The sequence below is a fragment of the Streptomyces sp. NPDC052012 genome, assembly GCF_040689265.1.
Taxonomy (GTDB): domain Bacteria; phylum Actinomycetota; class Actinomycetes; order Streptomycetales; family Streptomycetaceae; genus Streptomyces.
Genome location: NZ_JBFAXA010000003.1, coordinates 153,496 through 166,677 on the forward strand (window position 1 = coordinate 153,496; position 13,182 = coordinate 166,677).

At 70.8% G+C, this 13,182-nt stretch carries 11 protein-coding genes; 9 read left to right on the plus strand and 2 right to left on the minus strand.

The window, feature by feature from the left end; all coding sequences use genetic code 11:
* Window positions 1–138: 138 nt before the first annotated feature.
* The gene (locus AB0412_RS07890) at window positions 139–582 is read right to left on the minus strand and encodes an SRPBCC family protein (protein ID WP_366401633.1); all 444 of its coding nucleotides are present in this window, start codon (window positions 580–582) and stop codon (window positions 139–141) included.
* Window positions 583–754: 172 nt separating this feature from the next.
* On the opposite strand from AB0412_RS07890, the gene AB0412_RS07895 reads away from it, so the two are divergent.
* The 4 genes from AB0412_RS07895 (at window position 755) to AB0412_RS07910 (ending at window position 4,491) form a co-directional block, all read left to right on the plus strand.
* The gene (locus tag AB0412_RS07895) at window positions 755–1,792 is read left to right on the plus strand and encodes an Rv2578c family radical SAM protein (RefSeq protein ID WP_366401634.1); all 1,038 of its coding nucleotides are present in this window, start codon (window positions 755–757) and stop codon (window positions 1,790–1,792) included.
* A 136-nt stretch (window positions 1,793–1,928) separates the two neighbouring features.
* Entirely contained in the window at window positions 1,929–3,512 is a 1,584-nt protein-coding gene (locus tag AB0412_RS07900) for an alpha/beta hydrolase (protein ID WP_366401635.1), read from the plus strand.
* A gap of 56 nt (window positions 3,513–3,568) precedes the next feature.
* Entirely contained in the window at window positions 3,569–3,967 is a 399-nt protein-coding gene (locus tag AB0412_RS07905) for a RidA family protein (protein WP_366401636.1), read from the plus strand.
* 20 nt (window positions 3,968–3,987) lie between these two features.
* The gene (locus tag AB0412_RS07910) at window positions 3,988–4,491 is read left to right on the plus strand and encodes a GNAT family N-acetyltransferase (RefSeq protein WP_366401637.1); all 504 of its coding nucleotides are present in this window, start codon (window positions 3,988–3,990) and stop codon (window positions 4,489–4,491) included.
* 5 nt (window positions 4,492–4,496) lie between these two features.
* Here AB0412_RS07910 and AB0412_RS07915 read toward each other — a convergent pair whose 3' ends face one another.
* On the minus strand, window positions 4,497–5,114 hold the full coding sequence (locus AB0412_RS07915) for an adenylosuccinate lyase (RefSeq protein WP_366401638.1): 618 nt from the start codon (window positions 5,112–5,114) through the stop codon (window positions 4,497–4,499).
* Between the two features lie 560 nt (window positions 5,115–5,674).
* Between AB0412_RS07915 and AB0412_RS07920 the strand changes: the two genes are divergently transcribed.
* From AB0412_RS07920 to AB0412_RS07940, 5 genes are all read left to right on the plus strand, one after another.
* Window positions 5,675–7,480: a 3-hydroxyacyl-CoA dehydrogenase family protein gene (locus AB0412_RS07920; RefSeq protein WP_366401639.1), complete on the plus strand. Its 1,806-nt coding sequence runs from the start codon at window positions 5,675–5,677 to the stop codon at window positions 7,478–7,480.
* Between the two features lie 163 nt (window positions 7,481–7,643).
* On the plus strand, window positions 7,644–8,456 hold the full coding sequence (locus AB0412_RS07925) for a TetR family transcriptional regulator (RefSeq protein ID WP_366401640.1): 813 nt from the start codon (window positions 7,644–7,646) through the stop codon (window positions 8,454–8,456).
* 380 nt (window positions 8,457–8,836) lie between these two features.
* Window positions 8,837–10,180, plus strand: coding sequence for a crotonyl-CoA carboxylase/reductase (gene ccrA / locus AB0412_RS07930; protein WP_260825433.1), 1,344 nt, complete (start codon window positions 8,837–8,839; stop codon window positions 10,178–10,180).
* 12 nt (window positions 10,181–10,192) lie between these two features.
* Window positions 10,193–12,220, plus strand: coding sequence for a protein meaA (locus AB0412_RS07935; RefSeq protein WP_366401641.1), 2,028 nt, complete (start codon window positions 10,193–10,195; stop codon window positions 12,218–12,220).
* The gene (locus AB0412_RS07940; RefSeq protein ID WP_366401642.1) at window positions 12,217–13,179 is read left to right on the plus strand and encodes a CoA ester lyase; all 963 of its coding nucleotides are present in this window, start codon (window positions 12,217–12,219) and stop codon (window positions 13,177–13,179) included. Before AB0412_RS07935 ends, AB0412_RS07940 begins: the two co-directional genes overlap by 4 nt.
* The last annotated feature ends 3 nt before the right edge of the window (window positions 13,180–13,182 follow it).

Below are 13,182 nucleotides of genomic sequence, written 5' to 3' on the forward strand. Positions count from 1 at the left end.
CGCTGCCGCACAATTCCCGCGTAAAAGCGACAACTACGAGCAAGCGCGACGAGTTACGGCACACGCCGGCACCGCGGGGAGATCACCCGAACCGGTGAGGGGGACCAACACCCCCTGCGCGCCGGGCCCTTGGGAGCCCTACTTCTCGACCTCGGCGGCCAGCTTGGCGAGCACCGCGTCGTAGATGCGGCCGAGGCCCTTGGGCGCGAAGGTCTTCTCGAAGAAGCCGCCGATGCCGCCGGCGCCCTTCCAGGTGGTGGTGACCACGACCCGGGACCTGCCCTCACCTGCGGGGGTGACGCGCCAGGTGGTGACCATGGAGGAGTTGCGGTCCTTCTCGACCAGCTCGCCGTCGCCCGGCTCGGTGACCTCCAGGAGGCAGTCGCGGACGCGCTTGCTGGTGGCCTGGAGCTTCCAGTGGACGAGGGTGCCCTCGCCGTCGCCGCCCTCGCGGACCTCGTACTCGCTGAAGTGCTCGGGCAGCAGCTTCTCGCGGGTGCCGCTGTAGTCGGCCAGCGCGTCGAACACCGTCTCCGCGTCCGCCGCGACGATCCGCTCCGTAGTGGCCTCGACCTGCGCCATCGCATTCCTCCAGGACCTGGTTTCTCGGGGGTCGGGGCAAGCCAACCACCCCCTTGCCCGGCCGCCCAAATCGGGGGTCCGGAAGTGATCGGGTGGGTGACCGAAGATGTCGGTCGCACGATCAAGGGAACACTTGTTCTATTCTGTGGGCCAGTGCTACCGAGGAGGCGTCATGCGCTGGGAGAACCTCACCGTGGACTCCGAACACAGCCGGGCCGACGCCGCGCTGTTCGGCGCGGAGGCGGTGACGACCCGTACCTTCGACACGCCGGAGTTCCGCGGCATCACCTTCCACGAGATCCGCGCCCGCTCGATCATCAACCGGGTGCCCGGGGCCTCCCGCATGCCCTTCGAGTGGACCGTGAACCCCTACCGGGGCTGCACGCACGCGTGCGTGTACTGCTTCGCCCGCAAGACGCACAGCTACCTGGACCTCGACACGGGCCTCGGTTTCGACTCCCAGATCGTGGTCAAGGTGAACGCGCCCGAGCTGCTGCGCCGCCAGCTCGCCTCGCGCCGCTGGCACGGCGAGCACATAGCGATGGGCACGAACGTCGACTGCTATCAGCGCGCCGAGGGGCGCTACCGCCTGATGCCGGGCATCCTCGCCGCCCTGCGCGACCGGGCGAACCCGTTCTCGATCCTCACCAAGGGCACGCTGATCCTGCGCGACCTTCCGCTGCTGCGGCAGGCCGCCGAGGTGACCGACGTCGGCATCTCCGTCTCGGTCGGCTTCACCGACGAGGGGCTGTGGCGCACCGTGGAGCCGGGCACACCGGCACCGGAGCGGCGCCTGGAGGTCGTGCGGACGCTGAGCGAGGCCGGCATCGGCTGCGGGGTGCTGATGGCACCGGTGATCCCGTTCCTGAGCGACCGCCCGGAGCAGTTGCGGTCCACCGTGCGGGCGATCGCCGCCTCGGGCGCCACCTCCGTCACCCCCTTGGTGCTGCATCTGCGCCCCGGCGCCCGCGAGTGGTTCATGGCCTGGCTGGCCCGTCACCACCCGTATCTGGTGGGCCGCTACGAGCGGCTGTACGCGGACGGCGCCTACGCCCCGAAGTGGTACCAGCGCCGGATCACCCGTCAGGTGCACGAGCTGGCCGAGGAGTACGGCATCGGCCCCACCCGCGCGGGAATGCCGCGCCGGATCCGGCCCCCGGAGCCCCCCCGGCCGGAGATGACCGAGCCCACTCAACTCACGCTCCTCTAGGAGCATTCGAGCGCATCCGGCGGCCCAATCGGGTCAAGTACGGGTCGGACATGTTCGTAAGGGGTCCCTTCCCCGGGACGATCCGGCGTGGACCGTGAGCCTCGCGGTCCGCAGCCCCTCCGTCCTGGGAGGACCCATGAGGAAACGCGCAGCCGTGCTGTGCGGTGCCGCCCTCGTCATGGCCGCCGGAGGTCTCACGGCCGGGCCGGCCGAGGCCGGCACACCGCAGGCCGACCGGACCTTCCGCGCGGCGAAGCCCGCCTGGAAGAAGTGCGGCACCGAGGACTACCCGACGCTGCAGTGCGCGTCGGTGAAGGTGCCGCTCGACCACGCCGACCCGGACGGGCGGACGATCACCCTGGCGCTGTCCCGCGTCCCGCACACGGCGCGGACGTACCAGGGCCCGCTGCTGGTCAACCCGGGCGGCCCCGGCGGCAGCGGGCGCACGCTCGCCGGGTTCGTCGCGTCGTCGCTGCCGAAGCGGGTGGCGGCCCAGTACGACGTCATCGGCTTCGACCCGCGCGGCGTGGGCGCCAGCACCCCGGCCCTGGACTGCGGGCCGGGACACTTCGACCCGGTGCGCCCGGACCCGGTGCCGGTCACCAGTGCGGTGGAGCAGGCCAACCTCGCGCGGGTGAAGTCCTTCGCCGAGTCCTGCCGCACCAAGTACGCGGACGTGCTGCCGTACATCAACACCGTCAGCGCGGCGCGCGACCTGGACGTCATCCGGCGGGCGCTGGGCGCGGAGAAGGTCAACTACTTCGGCTACTCCTACGGCACCTACCTGGGCGCGGTCTACGCCAAGCTGTACCCGCAGCGTGTACGGCGCCTGGTGCTGGACTCGGTCGTGGACCCCACCGAGGTCTGGTACGACGCCAACCTCAACCAGGACCACGCCTTCAACGACCGGCACCGCGCCTTCATGGCCTGGGTCGCGCGGCACGACGCGCACTACCGGCTGGGCACCGACCCGGAGCGGGTCGAGGCCCGGTGGTACGCGATGCGCGCGGCCCTGGCCGAGGAGCCGGCCGACGGCAAGGTGGGGCCGGCCGAGCTGGAGGACACCTACGTCCCGGGCGGCTACTACAACGGCTACTGGCCGTATCTCGCGGAGGCGTTCTCGGCGTACGTGAACGACGGGGACGACGCGCCGCTGGTCGAGGCGTACGAGAACTTCGGCGCGATCGACGCCGCGGGCGACAACGGCTACAGCATCTACACGGCGGTGGAGTGCCGGGACGCCACGTGGCCGCGTGACTGGGAGCAGTGGCGCAAGGACAACTGGGCCGTGTACGAGAAGGCACCGTTCATGGCCTGGAACAACGCCTGGTACAACGCGCCCTGTGCGTTCTGGCCGACGGATGCCGTGCGGCCGGTGCGGATCGCCAACGACGAGCTGCCGCCGGCGCTGCTGTTCCAGGCGACCCACGACGCGGCCACCCCTTACCGGGGCGGTGTCACGGTCCATCACCTGCTGGCGGACTCCAGCCTGGTGGTCGAGCAGGGCGGCGGGAACCACGGCATCACGCTGAGCGGCAACGCGTGCCTGGACCGGCATCTCGCCGCGTATCTGACCGACGGCACGGTGCCGCGCGGCGGGCACGGTGACGCCGACGCGGTGTGCGAGGCGCTGCCCGAACCGAAGCCGTCGGCGTCGAAGGCGGCACCGGGGACGGCCCGCGGCTCGACCCTGCACGGACTGCTCGGCTTCCGGGGCTGAGCACCTGACGAACCGTCGGGGCGGGCGTTGTCGGACCCGTGGTCCAGGATGGACCCATGAGCGACCCGACCAGGATCCCCGCCCCCGACGGCGTCTTCCCCGCCGCGCAGTACACGCATGTCGTCTCCGCCACCGGCCGCCTCGTCGCCGTCTCCGGCCAGCTCCCGCTGGGCGAGGACGGCAAGGTGGTCGGCGCGGGCGATCCGGCGGCCCAGGCCCGGCAGGTCTTCGAGAACCTGCGGCGCTGTCTGTCCGCCGCGGGAGCGGCCTTCGAGGACGTCGTCAAACTGACCTACTTCGTGACGGACATGGCGCACATGCCCGCGATCCGCGAGGCGCGCGCCGCGTACATACCCGACGACCGGCTGCCCGCAGCCTCCGCGGTGCAGGTCGCCGCGCTGGTCCGCCCGGAGTTCCTGATGGAGATCGAGGCCCTGGCGGTCGTGCGCGGATGACCGGGTACCGGCTGCGTGCCATGACGGCGGACGACTGCGACGGGGTGGCCGAGATTCGGGTCCGCGGCTGGCAGCACGCCTACCGGGGAATCGTCCCGCAGTCGTATCTCGACGGACTCGACGTGGCGGCGGACGCGGAGCGGCACCGCGCGCGTCTGGAGCGGGCCGACAACCCCGTGGTGAACCTGGTCGCCGAGACCGGCGGCGGAGCGCTCGCCGGCTGGGCGGCCTTCGGCCCCTACCGGGACGGCGACACGCTCACCGAGGACGCCGAGCTGTACGCCCTGTACCTGCGCCCCGAGCACATCGGGCACGGCGTGGGCCGAGCCCTGCTCACCGAGGCGGTCCGGCGCTGCACGAGCACCGGCCGTCCCCGCATGCTCCTGTGGGTGGTGAAGGCCAACACCCGCGCCCGCCGTTTCTACGCTCGCGCGGGCTTCGCCGCGGACGGGGCGGAGGAGCCGTTCGAGGTGGACGGGGTCTCGGTGCCCGAGGTGCGGTACGTGAGAGACCCGCGCGGCTGACCAGGTCACCGCGGGCCGGGGATCCGCCCGTCGGAGGACCGCTGCCCCGACCGCTGACCGGGGATGCGGGACAGGGCGTGCACCGCCGCCTCGGCCAGGGCCGGGTGGGCGAGGGCCTCTTCGAGAACGGGTTCGGCGCGCGGGTCGGCCAGGGTGCCCAGGCCCTCCACACAGGCCAGGGCGACGCGCCGGTACGGGTCGTGCGGGCGCAGCCGGCGGCGCAGGGTGGTGATCAGCGCGGGGACGGACTCCGGGGCGCGCAGCTCGGTCAGCAGGCGGACCGGGTGCAGGGCGTAGGCGACGCGCAGTTCGTTGGTGGCGAGGGCGGCCGCCGCCCGTGCGGTGCGCGGGTCGCCGAGGCGGGCCAGCGCGTAGGCGGCGGAGGCGCAGCGCGGGGGGTCGCGGTGGTTGAGGAGGAGCACCAGGGTCTCGAAGGCGCGCCGGTCCCCGGCCAGTCCGAGCCGGAAGGCGGCCAGTTCCCGTGCCCACAGCGGCTGGCCGGCTTCCGTGAGCACCCCGGCCAGCACGTCGAGGTCCTCCGTCGCCACGAGCCGGTCGTACGCCACCGATCCGCCCGACTCGGCCCGTAAGCGCTCCGTGAGCGATCGCAACTCTTCGTCCATGCCTCCGAGGTTAGGGCCTGTCGTTCGGATCACGTCGCAGGGAAGGGCCGGTGCCTGATCAGCGCCGGTGAGCGGGGTCTGGTGCGTGCAGCTGCAAGGCGGAGGAGGGCGTCAATGCGGAGCATTGGCAACCGACGACAACGCGGCAGATGTGCGTGCCAGACCCCGCGTCTGCGGCGTGATCCGAACGACAGGCCCTAGGGGCGGGGCGGGTCGTGCGGGACGTACATCACAAACACCGGGGGCTGGCGCGCTCGTTACCCGCAAGTTAAGCTCAGACGAGCGAGTTACCCACTCGCATCCCCTCGCGGTGGTTTGGTGACGCAGCCGCCGTGAGGCGCAGTCGGTTCGGTACCTGTGTGTACCGCAGTACGACTCGGCCTCGGGACAGGGCCGGTCGGACCCGCCGTCGGCGCAGGGCGTGTGCACGCCCTGACCGTCTCGGCACCGGGCGTGTGCGCTTGCAGCCCGGCCACACCCGCACTTCGCACGCACCCGGTGCGCCTCTCGGCGCACCCGGGCGCGTTTCCCGTCGTCACCCTCATTCCTGGAGTCCCGCGATGGCCACTCCCCTGTCCGACACCCCTCTGTCCCCGCTCCAGACCATCGCCGTGGTCGGCCTCGGCACGATGGGCACCGGCATCGCCGAGGTCCTCGCCAAGGCCGGCCGCACGGTCGTCGGCATCGACATCAGCGAGGCCCAGGCCGCGAAGTGCGTCGCCGCCCTGGAGTCCTCCACCTCCCGTGCCGTGGAGCGCGGGCGCCTGACCGAGCAGGAGCGCACCGACCTCCTCGCCCGGATCACCACGTCCACCGACCTCACCGCGGCGGCCGGTGCCGACCTGGTGATCGAGGTGGCGCCGGAGTCGTACGAGACCAAGCAGCAGATCTTCCGCGAACTCGACGGCATCGTGCGGCCGGAGACGATCCTGGCGACCGGCACCAACGCCCTGTCCGTCACCCGCCTCGCCGCCGACTCCGCCCGCCCCGAGCGCGTGCTGGGCATGCACTTCTTCAACCCGGCCCCGGCGATGAAGCTGGTCGAGATCGTCTCCTCCGTGCTGACCGCCCCGGCCGCCGTCACGGCCGTCACCGACCTCGCCCTGGACCTCGGCAAGGAGCCCGTCGCGGTCGGCGACCGGCCCGGATTCGTCGCCGACGGGCTGCTGTTCGGCTACCTCAACCAGGCCGCCGCGATGTACGAGGCCAACTACGCCTCCCGCGAGGACATCGACGCCGCGATGCGGCTGGGCTGCGGGCTGCCCATGGGCCCGCTGGCGCTGCTCGACCTCATCGGCATCGACACCGCCCGCACGGTCCTCGAGGCCATGTACGCCGCCTCCCACGACCGGCTGCACGCCCCCGCCCCGATCCTCAAGCAGCTCAGCGAGGCGGGTCTGACGGGCCGCAAGGCGGGGCGCGGCTTCTACACCTACGAGGCGCCGGGCAGCGGCACGGTCGTGCGGGACGCGCTGACCCCGCTGGAGGGCGGCGCGCTGACCGCCGGCCGTCCGGTTCGCTCGGTGGGCGTGGCCGGCTCGGGCACCATGGCCTCCGGCATCGCCGAGGTCTTCGCCAAGGGCGGCTACGAGGTGGTGCTGGCCGCCCGCAGCGAGGAGAAGGCCGAGGCCGCCAAGGCCCGGATCGGCAAGTCCCTCGCCCGCTCCGTCGACAAGGGCCGGATGACCGCCGAGGTGGCCGCCCAGACCCTGGAGCGGATCCGGCCGACCGGCACCTACGACGACTTCGCCGACGTCGACCTCGCGGTCGAGGCGGTCGCCGAGGACCTGGAGATCAAGCGGCAGCTGTTCGCCACGCTCGACAAGGTCTGCAAGCCGGGCGCGGTGCTCGCCACCACCACCTCCTCCCTCCCGGTCGTCGCCTGCGCCCGCGCCACCTCGCGCCCGCAGGACGTCATCGGCATGCACTTCTTCAACCCGGCCCCGGCGATGAAGCTGGTCGAGGTGGTCCGCACGGTGCTGACCGCCGACGACGTGCACGCCACCGTGCGCGAGGTCTGCGTCAAGATCCGCAAGCACGCCGTGGACTGCGGTGACCGGGCCGGATTCATCGTCAACGCGCTGCTGTTCCCGTACCTCAACAACGCGATCAAGATGGTCCAGGAGCACTACGCCTCCCTGGACGACATCGACGCCGCGATGAAGCTGGGCGGCGGCTACCCGATGGGCCCGTTCGAGCTGCTGGACGTCGTCGGTCTGGACGTCTCGCTGGCCATCGAGAAGGTCCTGCACCGCGAGTTCCGCGACCCGGGGCTCGCCCCTGCGCCGCTGCTGGAGCACCTGGTGGCCGCGGGCTGCCTCGGCCGCAAGACCGGCCGTGGCTTCCGCGAATATGCCAAGCGCTGAGCGGCGTCCCGGCGACTGGTTCCAGGCGGGCGCGGAATGGGGCGGGCTGCTCGATCCCGACGCCATCGCGGCGCCCGCCCGCGGCGCCCCTCCCCCGCCCGCCGAGGGCGGGGGAAGCGCCGGTCATGCGCATCGAGCTGCGCACATGCAGTACGTTCGGGGCATGTCCCAGCCCGCCAAGTCCGCACGTACGCCCGCCACGACCGAGCCGCCGGAAAGTGCCGCAGGCAGTCGCGCCGCCGCCCAGCGCCTCAAAATGCGCCGGGAGCTCGCGGCCGCCGCGATGGAACTGTTCGCGACCAAGGGGTACGAGGCCACCACGGTCGACGAGATCGCGGCCGCGGCCGGGGTCGCCCGCCGCACCTTCTTCCGCCACTTCCGCTCCAAGGAAGAGGCGATCTTCCCCGACCACGACGACACCCTGGTCCGCGCCGAGGCGGTGCTCAACGCCGCGCCCGCGCACGAGCATCCGCTCGACACGGTGTGCCGCGGCATCAAGGAGGTCATGAAGATGTACGCGGCGCGGCCGGAGATCTCGGTCGCCCGCTACAAGCTGACGCGCGAGGTGCCGACGCTGCGCGAGGCGGAGATCGCGTCGGTGGCCCGCTACGAGCGGCTGTTCACCCGCTATCTCCTCGGCCACTTCGACGAGCACGCGCACCACGACGCGGTGGGCGACGACCCGCTGCTCGCGGAGGTCGCCGCCTCCGCGGTGGTCACCGCCCACAACCACGTGCTGCGGCGCTGGCTGCGGGCCGGCGGGCAGGGGGACGTGGAGGCCCAGCTGGACCACGCCTTTGCGATCGTGCGCAAGACCTTCGGCAGCGGCATCATGGCGGGCCGCCGCACCGCTCCCCCGCAGCCGCCGGCCGCGCAGGCGGCCACGCACGGCGAGGTGCTGGTCACCGTGGCCCGTACGGACGCCCCGCTCGACGAGGTGATGCGGACCATCGAGCACGCGCTGAAGGAGCGCTGAGGCAGCCCCCGACCCCTGTGACAACGGCCACCCCACCGGGTGGCCGTTTTGGCATGTCAGGGCCCTATTTGGACGGCCTCTTACCACCGGTTCGATCGATCATCGCTCATCTGTTACGTAAGATTTCATCTGAGAGCAAGTTCTGGCACTCAGTGCCTTGCGGGGTGACACGCGGTGTCATACGTTGAAGGAGTCCGGGCTGTCCCCGCGGGCCATCACCCGCGAACCCGGACGCCTGCGTCACAGGCAACCTCCCGCGCCACAAAGCGCTGCCGAAGCACCACCCGCCGAACCGACGGCACACCCTCGAAAACCCTCAGCAGCACCGACGTAACCCTCAGCGCCCCTCCCTCAGGGCGCTCACCGCCGGAGGCAACACCGTGACCGTCAAGGACATCCTGGCCGCGATCCAGTCGCCCGACTCCACGTCGGAGGACTTCGCCAACCTGCCGCTCCCCGAGTCGTACCGCGCGATCACCGTGCACAAGGACGAGACGGAGATGTTCGCCGGGCTCGCCACCAAGGACAAGGACCCGCGCAAGTCGATCCACCTCGACGACGTGCCCCTGCCCGAACTCGGCCCGGGCGAGGCCCTGGTGGCCGTCATGGCCTCCTCGGTCAACTACAACTCGGTGTGGACCTCGATCTTCGAGCCGCTGTCCACCTTCGGGTTCCTGGAGCGCTACGGCCGCACCAGCGAGCTGGCCAAGCGCCACGACCTGCCGTACCACATCATCGGCTCCGACCTCGCGGGCGTCGTGCTGCGCACCGGCCCCGGCGTCAACGCCTGGCAGCCCGGCGACGAGGTCGTCGCGCACTGCCTCTCCGTCGAGCTGGAGTCCTCCGACGGCCACAACGACACGATGCTCGACCCCGAGCAGCGCATCTGGGGCTTCGAGACCAACTTCGGCGGCCTGGCGGAGATCGCGCTGGTGAAGTCCAACCAGCTGATGCCGAAGCCGGACCACCTCAGCTGGGAGGAGGCAGCCGCCCCCGGCCTGGTCAACTCCACCGCGTACCGGCAGCTGGTCTCCCGCAACGGCGCCGGCATGAAGCAGGGCGACAACGTGCTCATCTGGGGCGCGAGCGGCGGACTCGGCTCCTACGCCACGCAGTTCGCGCTGGCCGGCGGCGCCAACCCGATCTGTGTCGTGTCCTCGCCGCAGAAGGCGGAGATCTGCCGGGCCATGGGCGCCGAGGCGATCATCGACCGTAACGCCGAGGGCTACAAGTTCTGGAAGGACGAGAACACCCAGGACCCGAAGGAGTGGAAGCGCTTCGGCAAGCGCATCCGCGAGCTCACCGGCGGCGAGGACATCGACATCGTCTTCGAGCACCCCGGCCGCGAGACCTTCGGAGCCTCGGTCTACGTCACCCGCAAGGGCGGCACCATCACCACCTGCGCCTCCACCTCGGGCTACATGCACCAGTACGACAACCGCTACCTGTGGATGTCGCTGAAGCGCATCATCGGCTCCCACTTCGCCAACTACCGCGAGGCCTGGGAGGCCAACCGCCTCATCGCCAAGGGCAAGATCCACCCGACCCTGTCGAAGACCTACGCGCTCGAGGACACCGGCCAGGCCGCCTACGACGTGCACCGCAACCTCCACCAGGGCAAGGTCGGCGTGCTCTGCCTCGCCCCCGAGGAGGGCCTGGGCGTGCGCGACCACGAGAAGCGCGCGAAGCACATCGACGCCATCAACCGCTTCCGGAACGTCTGAGGACGGCCATAGATGACTGAGCGTCAGAAGGACCGGCCGTGGCTCATGCGGACCTACGCCGGTCACTCCACGGCGGAGGCGTCCAACGAGCTGTACCGGCGCAATCTCGCCAAGGGCCAGACCGGTCTGTCGGTCGCGTTCGACCTGCCGACGCAGACCGGCTACGACCCCGACCACATCCTCGCCCGCGGCGAGGTCGGCCGGGTCGGAGTGCCGGTCTCGCACCTCGGTGACATGCGCCGGCTGTTCCAGGACATCCCCCTGGAGCAGATGAACACCTCGATGACGATCAACGCCACCGCCATGTGGCTGCTGGCGCTCTATCAGGTCGTCGCCGAGGAGCAGGGCGCGGACATCACCAAGCTCCAGGGGACGACCCAGAACGACATCGTCAAGGAGTACCTGTCCCGGGGGACGCACGTCTTCCCCCCGGGACCGAGCCTCCGACTGACGACGGACATGATCGCGTACACGGTCTCCCACATCCCGAAGTGGAACCCGATCAACATCTGCAGCTACCACCTGCAGGAGGCCGGGGCCACGCCGGTGCAGGAGATCGCGTACGCGATGTCCACCGCCATCGCCGTGCTCGACGCGGTGCGCGACTCCGGCCAGGTGCCGCAGGAGCGCATGGGCGACGTGGTCGGCCGTATCTCCTTCTTCGTGAACGCGGGCGTCCGCTTCGTCGAGGAGATGTGCAAGATGCGGGCGTTCGGCCGCATCTGGGACAAGGTCACGCGTGAGCGGTACGGCATCGAGAACCCCAAGCACCGCCGCTTCCGCTACGGCGTCCAGGTCAACTCCCTCGGACTGACCGAGGCACAGCCGGAGAACAACGTCCAGCGGATCGTGCTGGAGATGCTGGCCGTGACCCTCTCCAAGGACGCACGCGCGCGTGCCGTGCAGCTGCCGGCCTGGAACGAGGCCCTCGGCCTGCCCCGCCCGTGGGACCAGCAGTGGTCGCTGCGCATCCAGCAGGTCCTCGCCTACGAGAGCGACCTGCTGGAGTACGACGACATCTTCGAGGGCTCGAAGGTGATCGAGGCGAAGGTGGAGCAGCTGGTCGCCGACTCGCTCGCGGAGATGGAGCGGATCGAGGAGATGGGCGGCGCGATGGCCGCCGTCGAGTCCGGCTACCTGAAGTCCCAGCTGGTCGCCTCGCACGCCGAGCGGCGGGCGCGGATCGAGTCCGGCCAGGAGAAGATCGTCGGCGTCAACATCTTCGAGGGCACCGAGCCCAACCCGCTGACCGCCGATCTGGACACCGCGATCCAGACCGTCGACCCGGCGGTGGAGGCCCGGGTGATCGAGTCGCTCCAGAAGTGGCGCGACACCCGCTACCAGCCGCCCTTCAACCACCCGCGCCCCTGCAAGGCGCTGGAGAAGCTGAAGGAGGCCGCACGCGGCACCGACAACCTGATGGAGGCCACCCTGGAGTGCGCCCGCGCGGGTGTCACGACCGGAGAGTGGGCCGGCGCGCTGCGCGAGGTGTTCGGCGAGTTCCGGGCGCCCACGGGCGTGTCGTCGGCGCCGGTGGCGATCCCCGCAGAGGAGGGCTCCAAGCTGGCCGAGGTGCGCCGCAAGGTGGAGCTGACCGCCCAGGAGATGGGCGTCGGCAAGCTGCGCTTCCTGGTCGGCAAGCCGGGCCTGGACGGCCACTCCAACGGCGCCGAGCAGATCGCCGTGCGGGCCCGCGACGCCGGGTTCGAGGTGGTCTACCAGGGCATCCGGCTCACCCCGGAGCAGATCGTGGACGCCGCCCTCGCCGAGGACGTGCACGCGGTGGGCCTGTCCATCCTCTCCGGATCGCACGCCCAGCTGGTGCCGGACGTGCTCCAGCGGCTCCATGTGGCCGGTGCCACAGATATACCGGTGATCGCCGGTGGCATCATCCCGAACGGTGACGCCGAACAGCTGCGAGCCGCCGGAGTGGCCGCGGTCTTCACCCCGAAGGACTTCGACATCACCGGAATCATCGGCCGCATCGTCGACGAGATCCGCACAGCGAACAAGCTCGACCCCCTGGAGGTCCCCGCATGACCACGGTCAACCGCCTTCGCCCCCGGCGTTCCTGCCTGGCGGTACCGGGCTCGAACCCGCGCTTCCTGGAGAAGGCCCAGGGCCTCCCGGCCGACCAGGTCTTCCTGGACCTGGAGGACGCCTGCGCCCCGCTCGCCAAGCCCGAGGCGCGGCACACCATCGTGAAGTTCCTCAACGAGGGCGACTGGACCGGCAAGACCCGCGTCGTGCGTGTCAACGACTGGACGACCGAGTGGACGTACCGTGACGTCGTGACCGTCGTCGAGGGCGCCGGCCAGAACCTCGACTGCATCATGCTGCCGAAGGTCCAGGACGCCCAGCAGGTCGTCGCGCTCGACCTCCTCCTCACCCAGATCGAGAAGACCATGGGCTTCGAGGTCGGCAGGATCGGCATCGAGGCGCAGATCGAGAACGCGCAGGGCCTGAACAACGTCAACGAGATCGCCCAGGCGTCCCCGCGCCTGGAGACCATCATCTTCGGCCCGGCCGACTTCATGGCGTCCATCAACATGAAGTCGCTGGTGGTCGGCGAGCAGCCGCCCGGCTACCCGGCGGACGCCTACCACTACATCCTGATGAAGATCCTGATGGCCGCCCGCGCCAACAACCTCCAGGCCATCGACGGCCCCTACCTCCAGATCCGCAACGTCGACGGCTACCGCGCGGTCGCCCAGCGCGCCGCCGCGCTCGGCTTCGACGGCAAGTGGGTGCTGCACCCGGGCCAGGTCGAGGCGTCCAACGAGATCTTCTCGCCGTCGCAGGAGGACTACGACCACGCCGAGCTGATCCTGGACGCGTACGACTACTACACGTCCGAGGCGGGCGGCAAGAAGGGCTCCGCGATGCTCGGCGACGAGATGATCGACGAGGCCAGCCGCAAGATGGCCCTGGTCATCGCGGGCAAGGGACGCGCCGCCGGCATGCAGCGCACCAGCAAGTTCGAGATCCCGGAGGCGTGACGG

What these genes read in the sequence shown, in the direction of transcription:
- AB0412_RS07890 (WP_366401633.1), bottom strand. Translation starts at nt 582, where the DNA reads ATGGCGCAGGTCGAGGCCACTACGGAGCGGATCGTCGCGGCGGACGCG.
- AB0412_RS07895 (WP_366401634.1), top strand. Translation starts at nt 755, where the DNA reads ATGCGCTGGGAGAACCTCACCGTGGACTCCGAACACAGCCGGGCCGAC.
- AB0412_RS07900 (WP_366401635.1), top strand. Translation starts at nt 1,929, where the DNA reads ATGAGGAAACGCGCAGCCGTGCTGTGCGGTGCCGCCCTCGTCATGGCC.
- AB0412_RS07905 (WP_366401636.1), top strand. Translation starts at nt 3,569, where the DNA reads ATGAGCGACCCGACCAGGATCCCCGCCCCCGACGGCGTCTTCCCCGCC.
- AB0412_RS07910 (WP_366401637.1), top strand. Translation starts at nt 3,988, where the DNA reads ATGACGGCGGACGACTGCGACGGGGTGGCCGAGATTCGGGTCCGCGGC.
- AB0412_RS07915 (WP_366401638.1), bottom strand. Translation starts at nt 5,114, where the DNA reads ATGGACGAAGAGTTGCGATCGCTCACGGAGCGCTTACGGGCCGAGTCG.
- AB0412_RS07920 (WP_366401639.1), top strand. Translation starts at nt 5,675, where the DNA reads ATGGCCACTCCCCTGTCCGACACCCCTCTGTCCCCGCTCCAGACCATC.
- AB0412_RS07925 (WP_366401640.1), top strand. Translation starts at nt 7,644, where the DNA reads ATGTCCCAGCCCGCCAAGTCCGCACGTACGCCCGCCACGACCGAGCCG.
- AB0412_RS07935 (WP_366401641.1), top strand. Translation starts at nt 10,193, where the DNA reads ATGACTGAGCGTCAGAAGGACCGGCCGTGGCTCATGCGGACCTACGCC.
- AB0412_RS07940 (WP_366401642.1), top strand. Translation starts at nt 12,217, where the DNA reads ATGACCACGGTCAACCGCCTTCGCCCCCGGCGTTCCTGCCTGGCGGTA.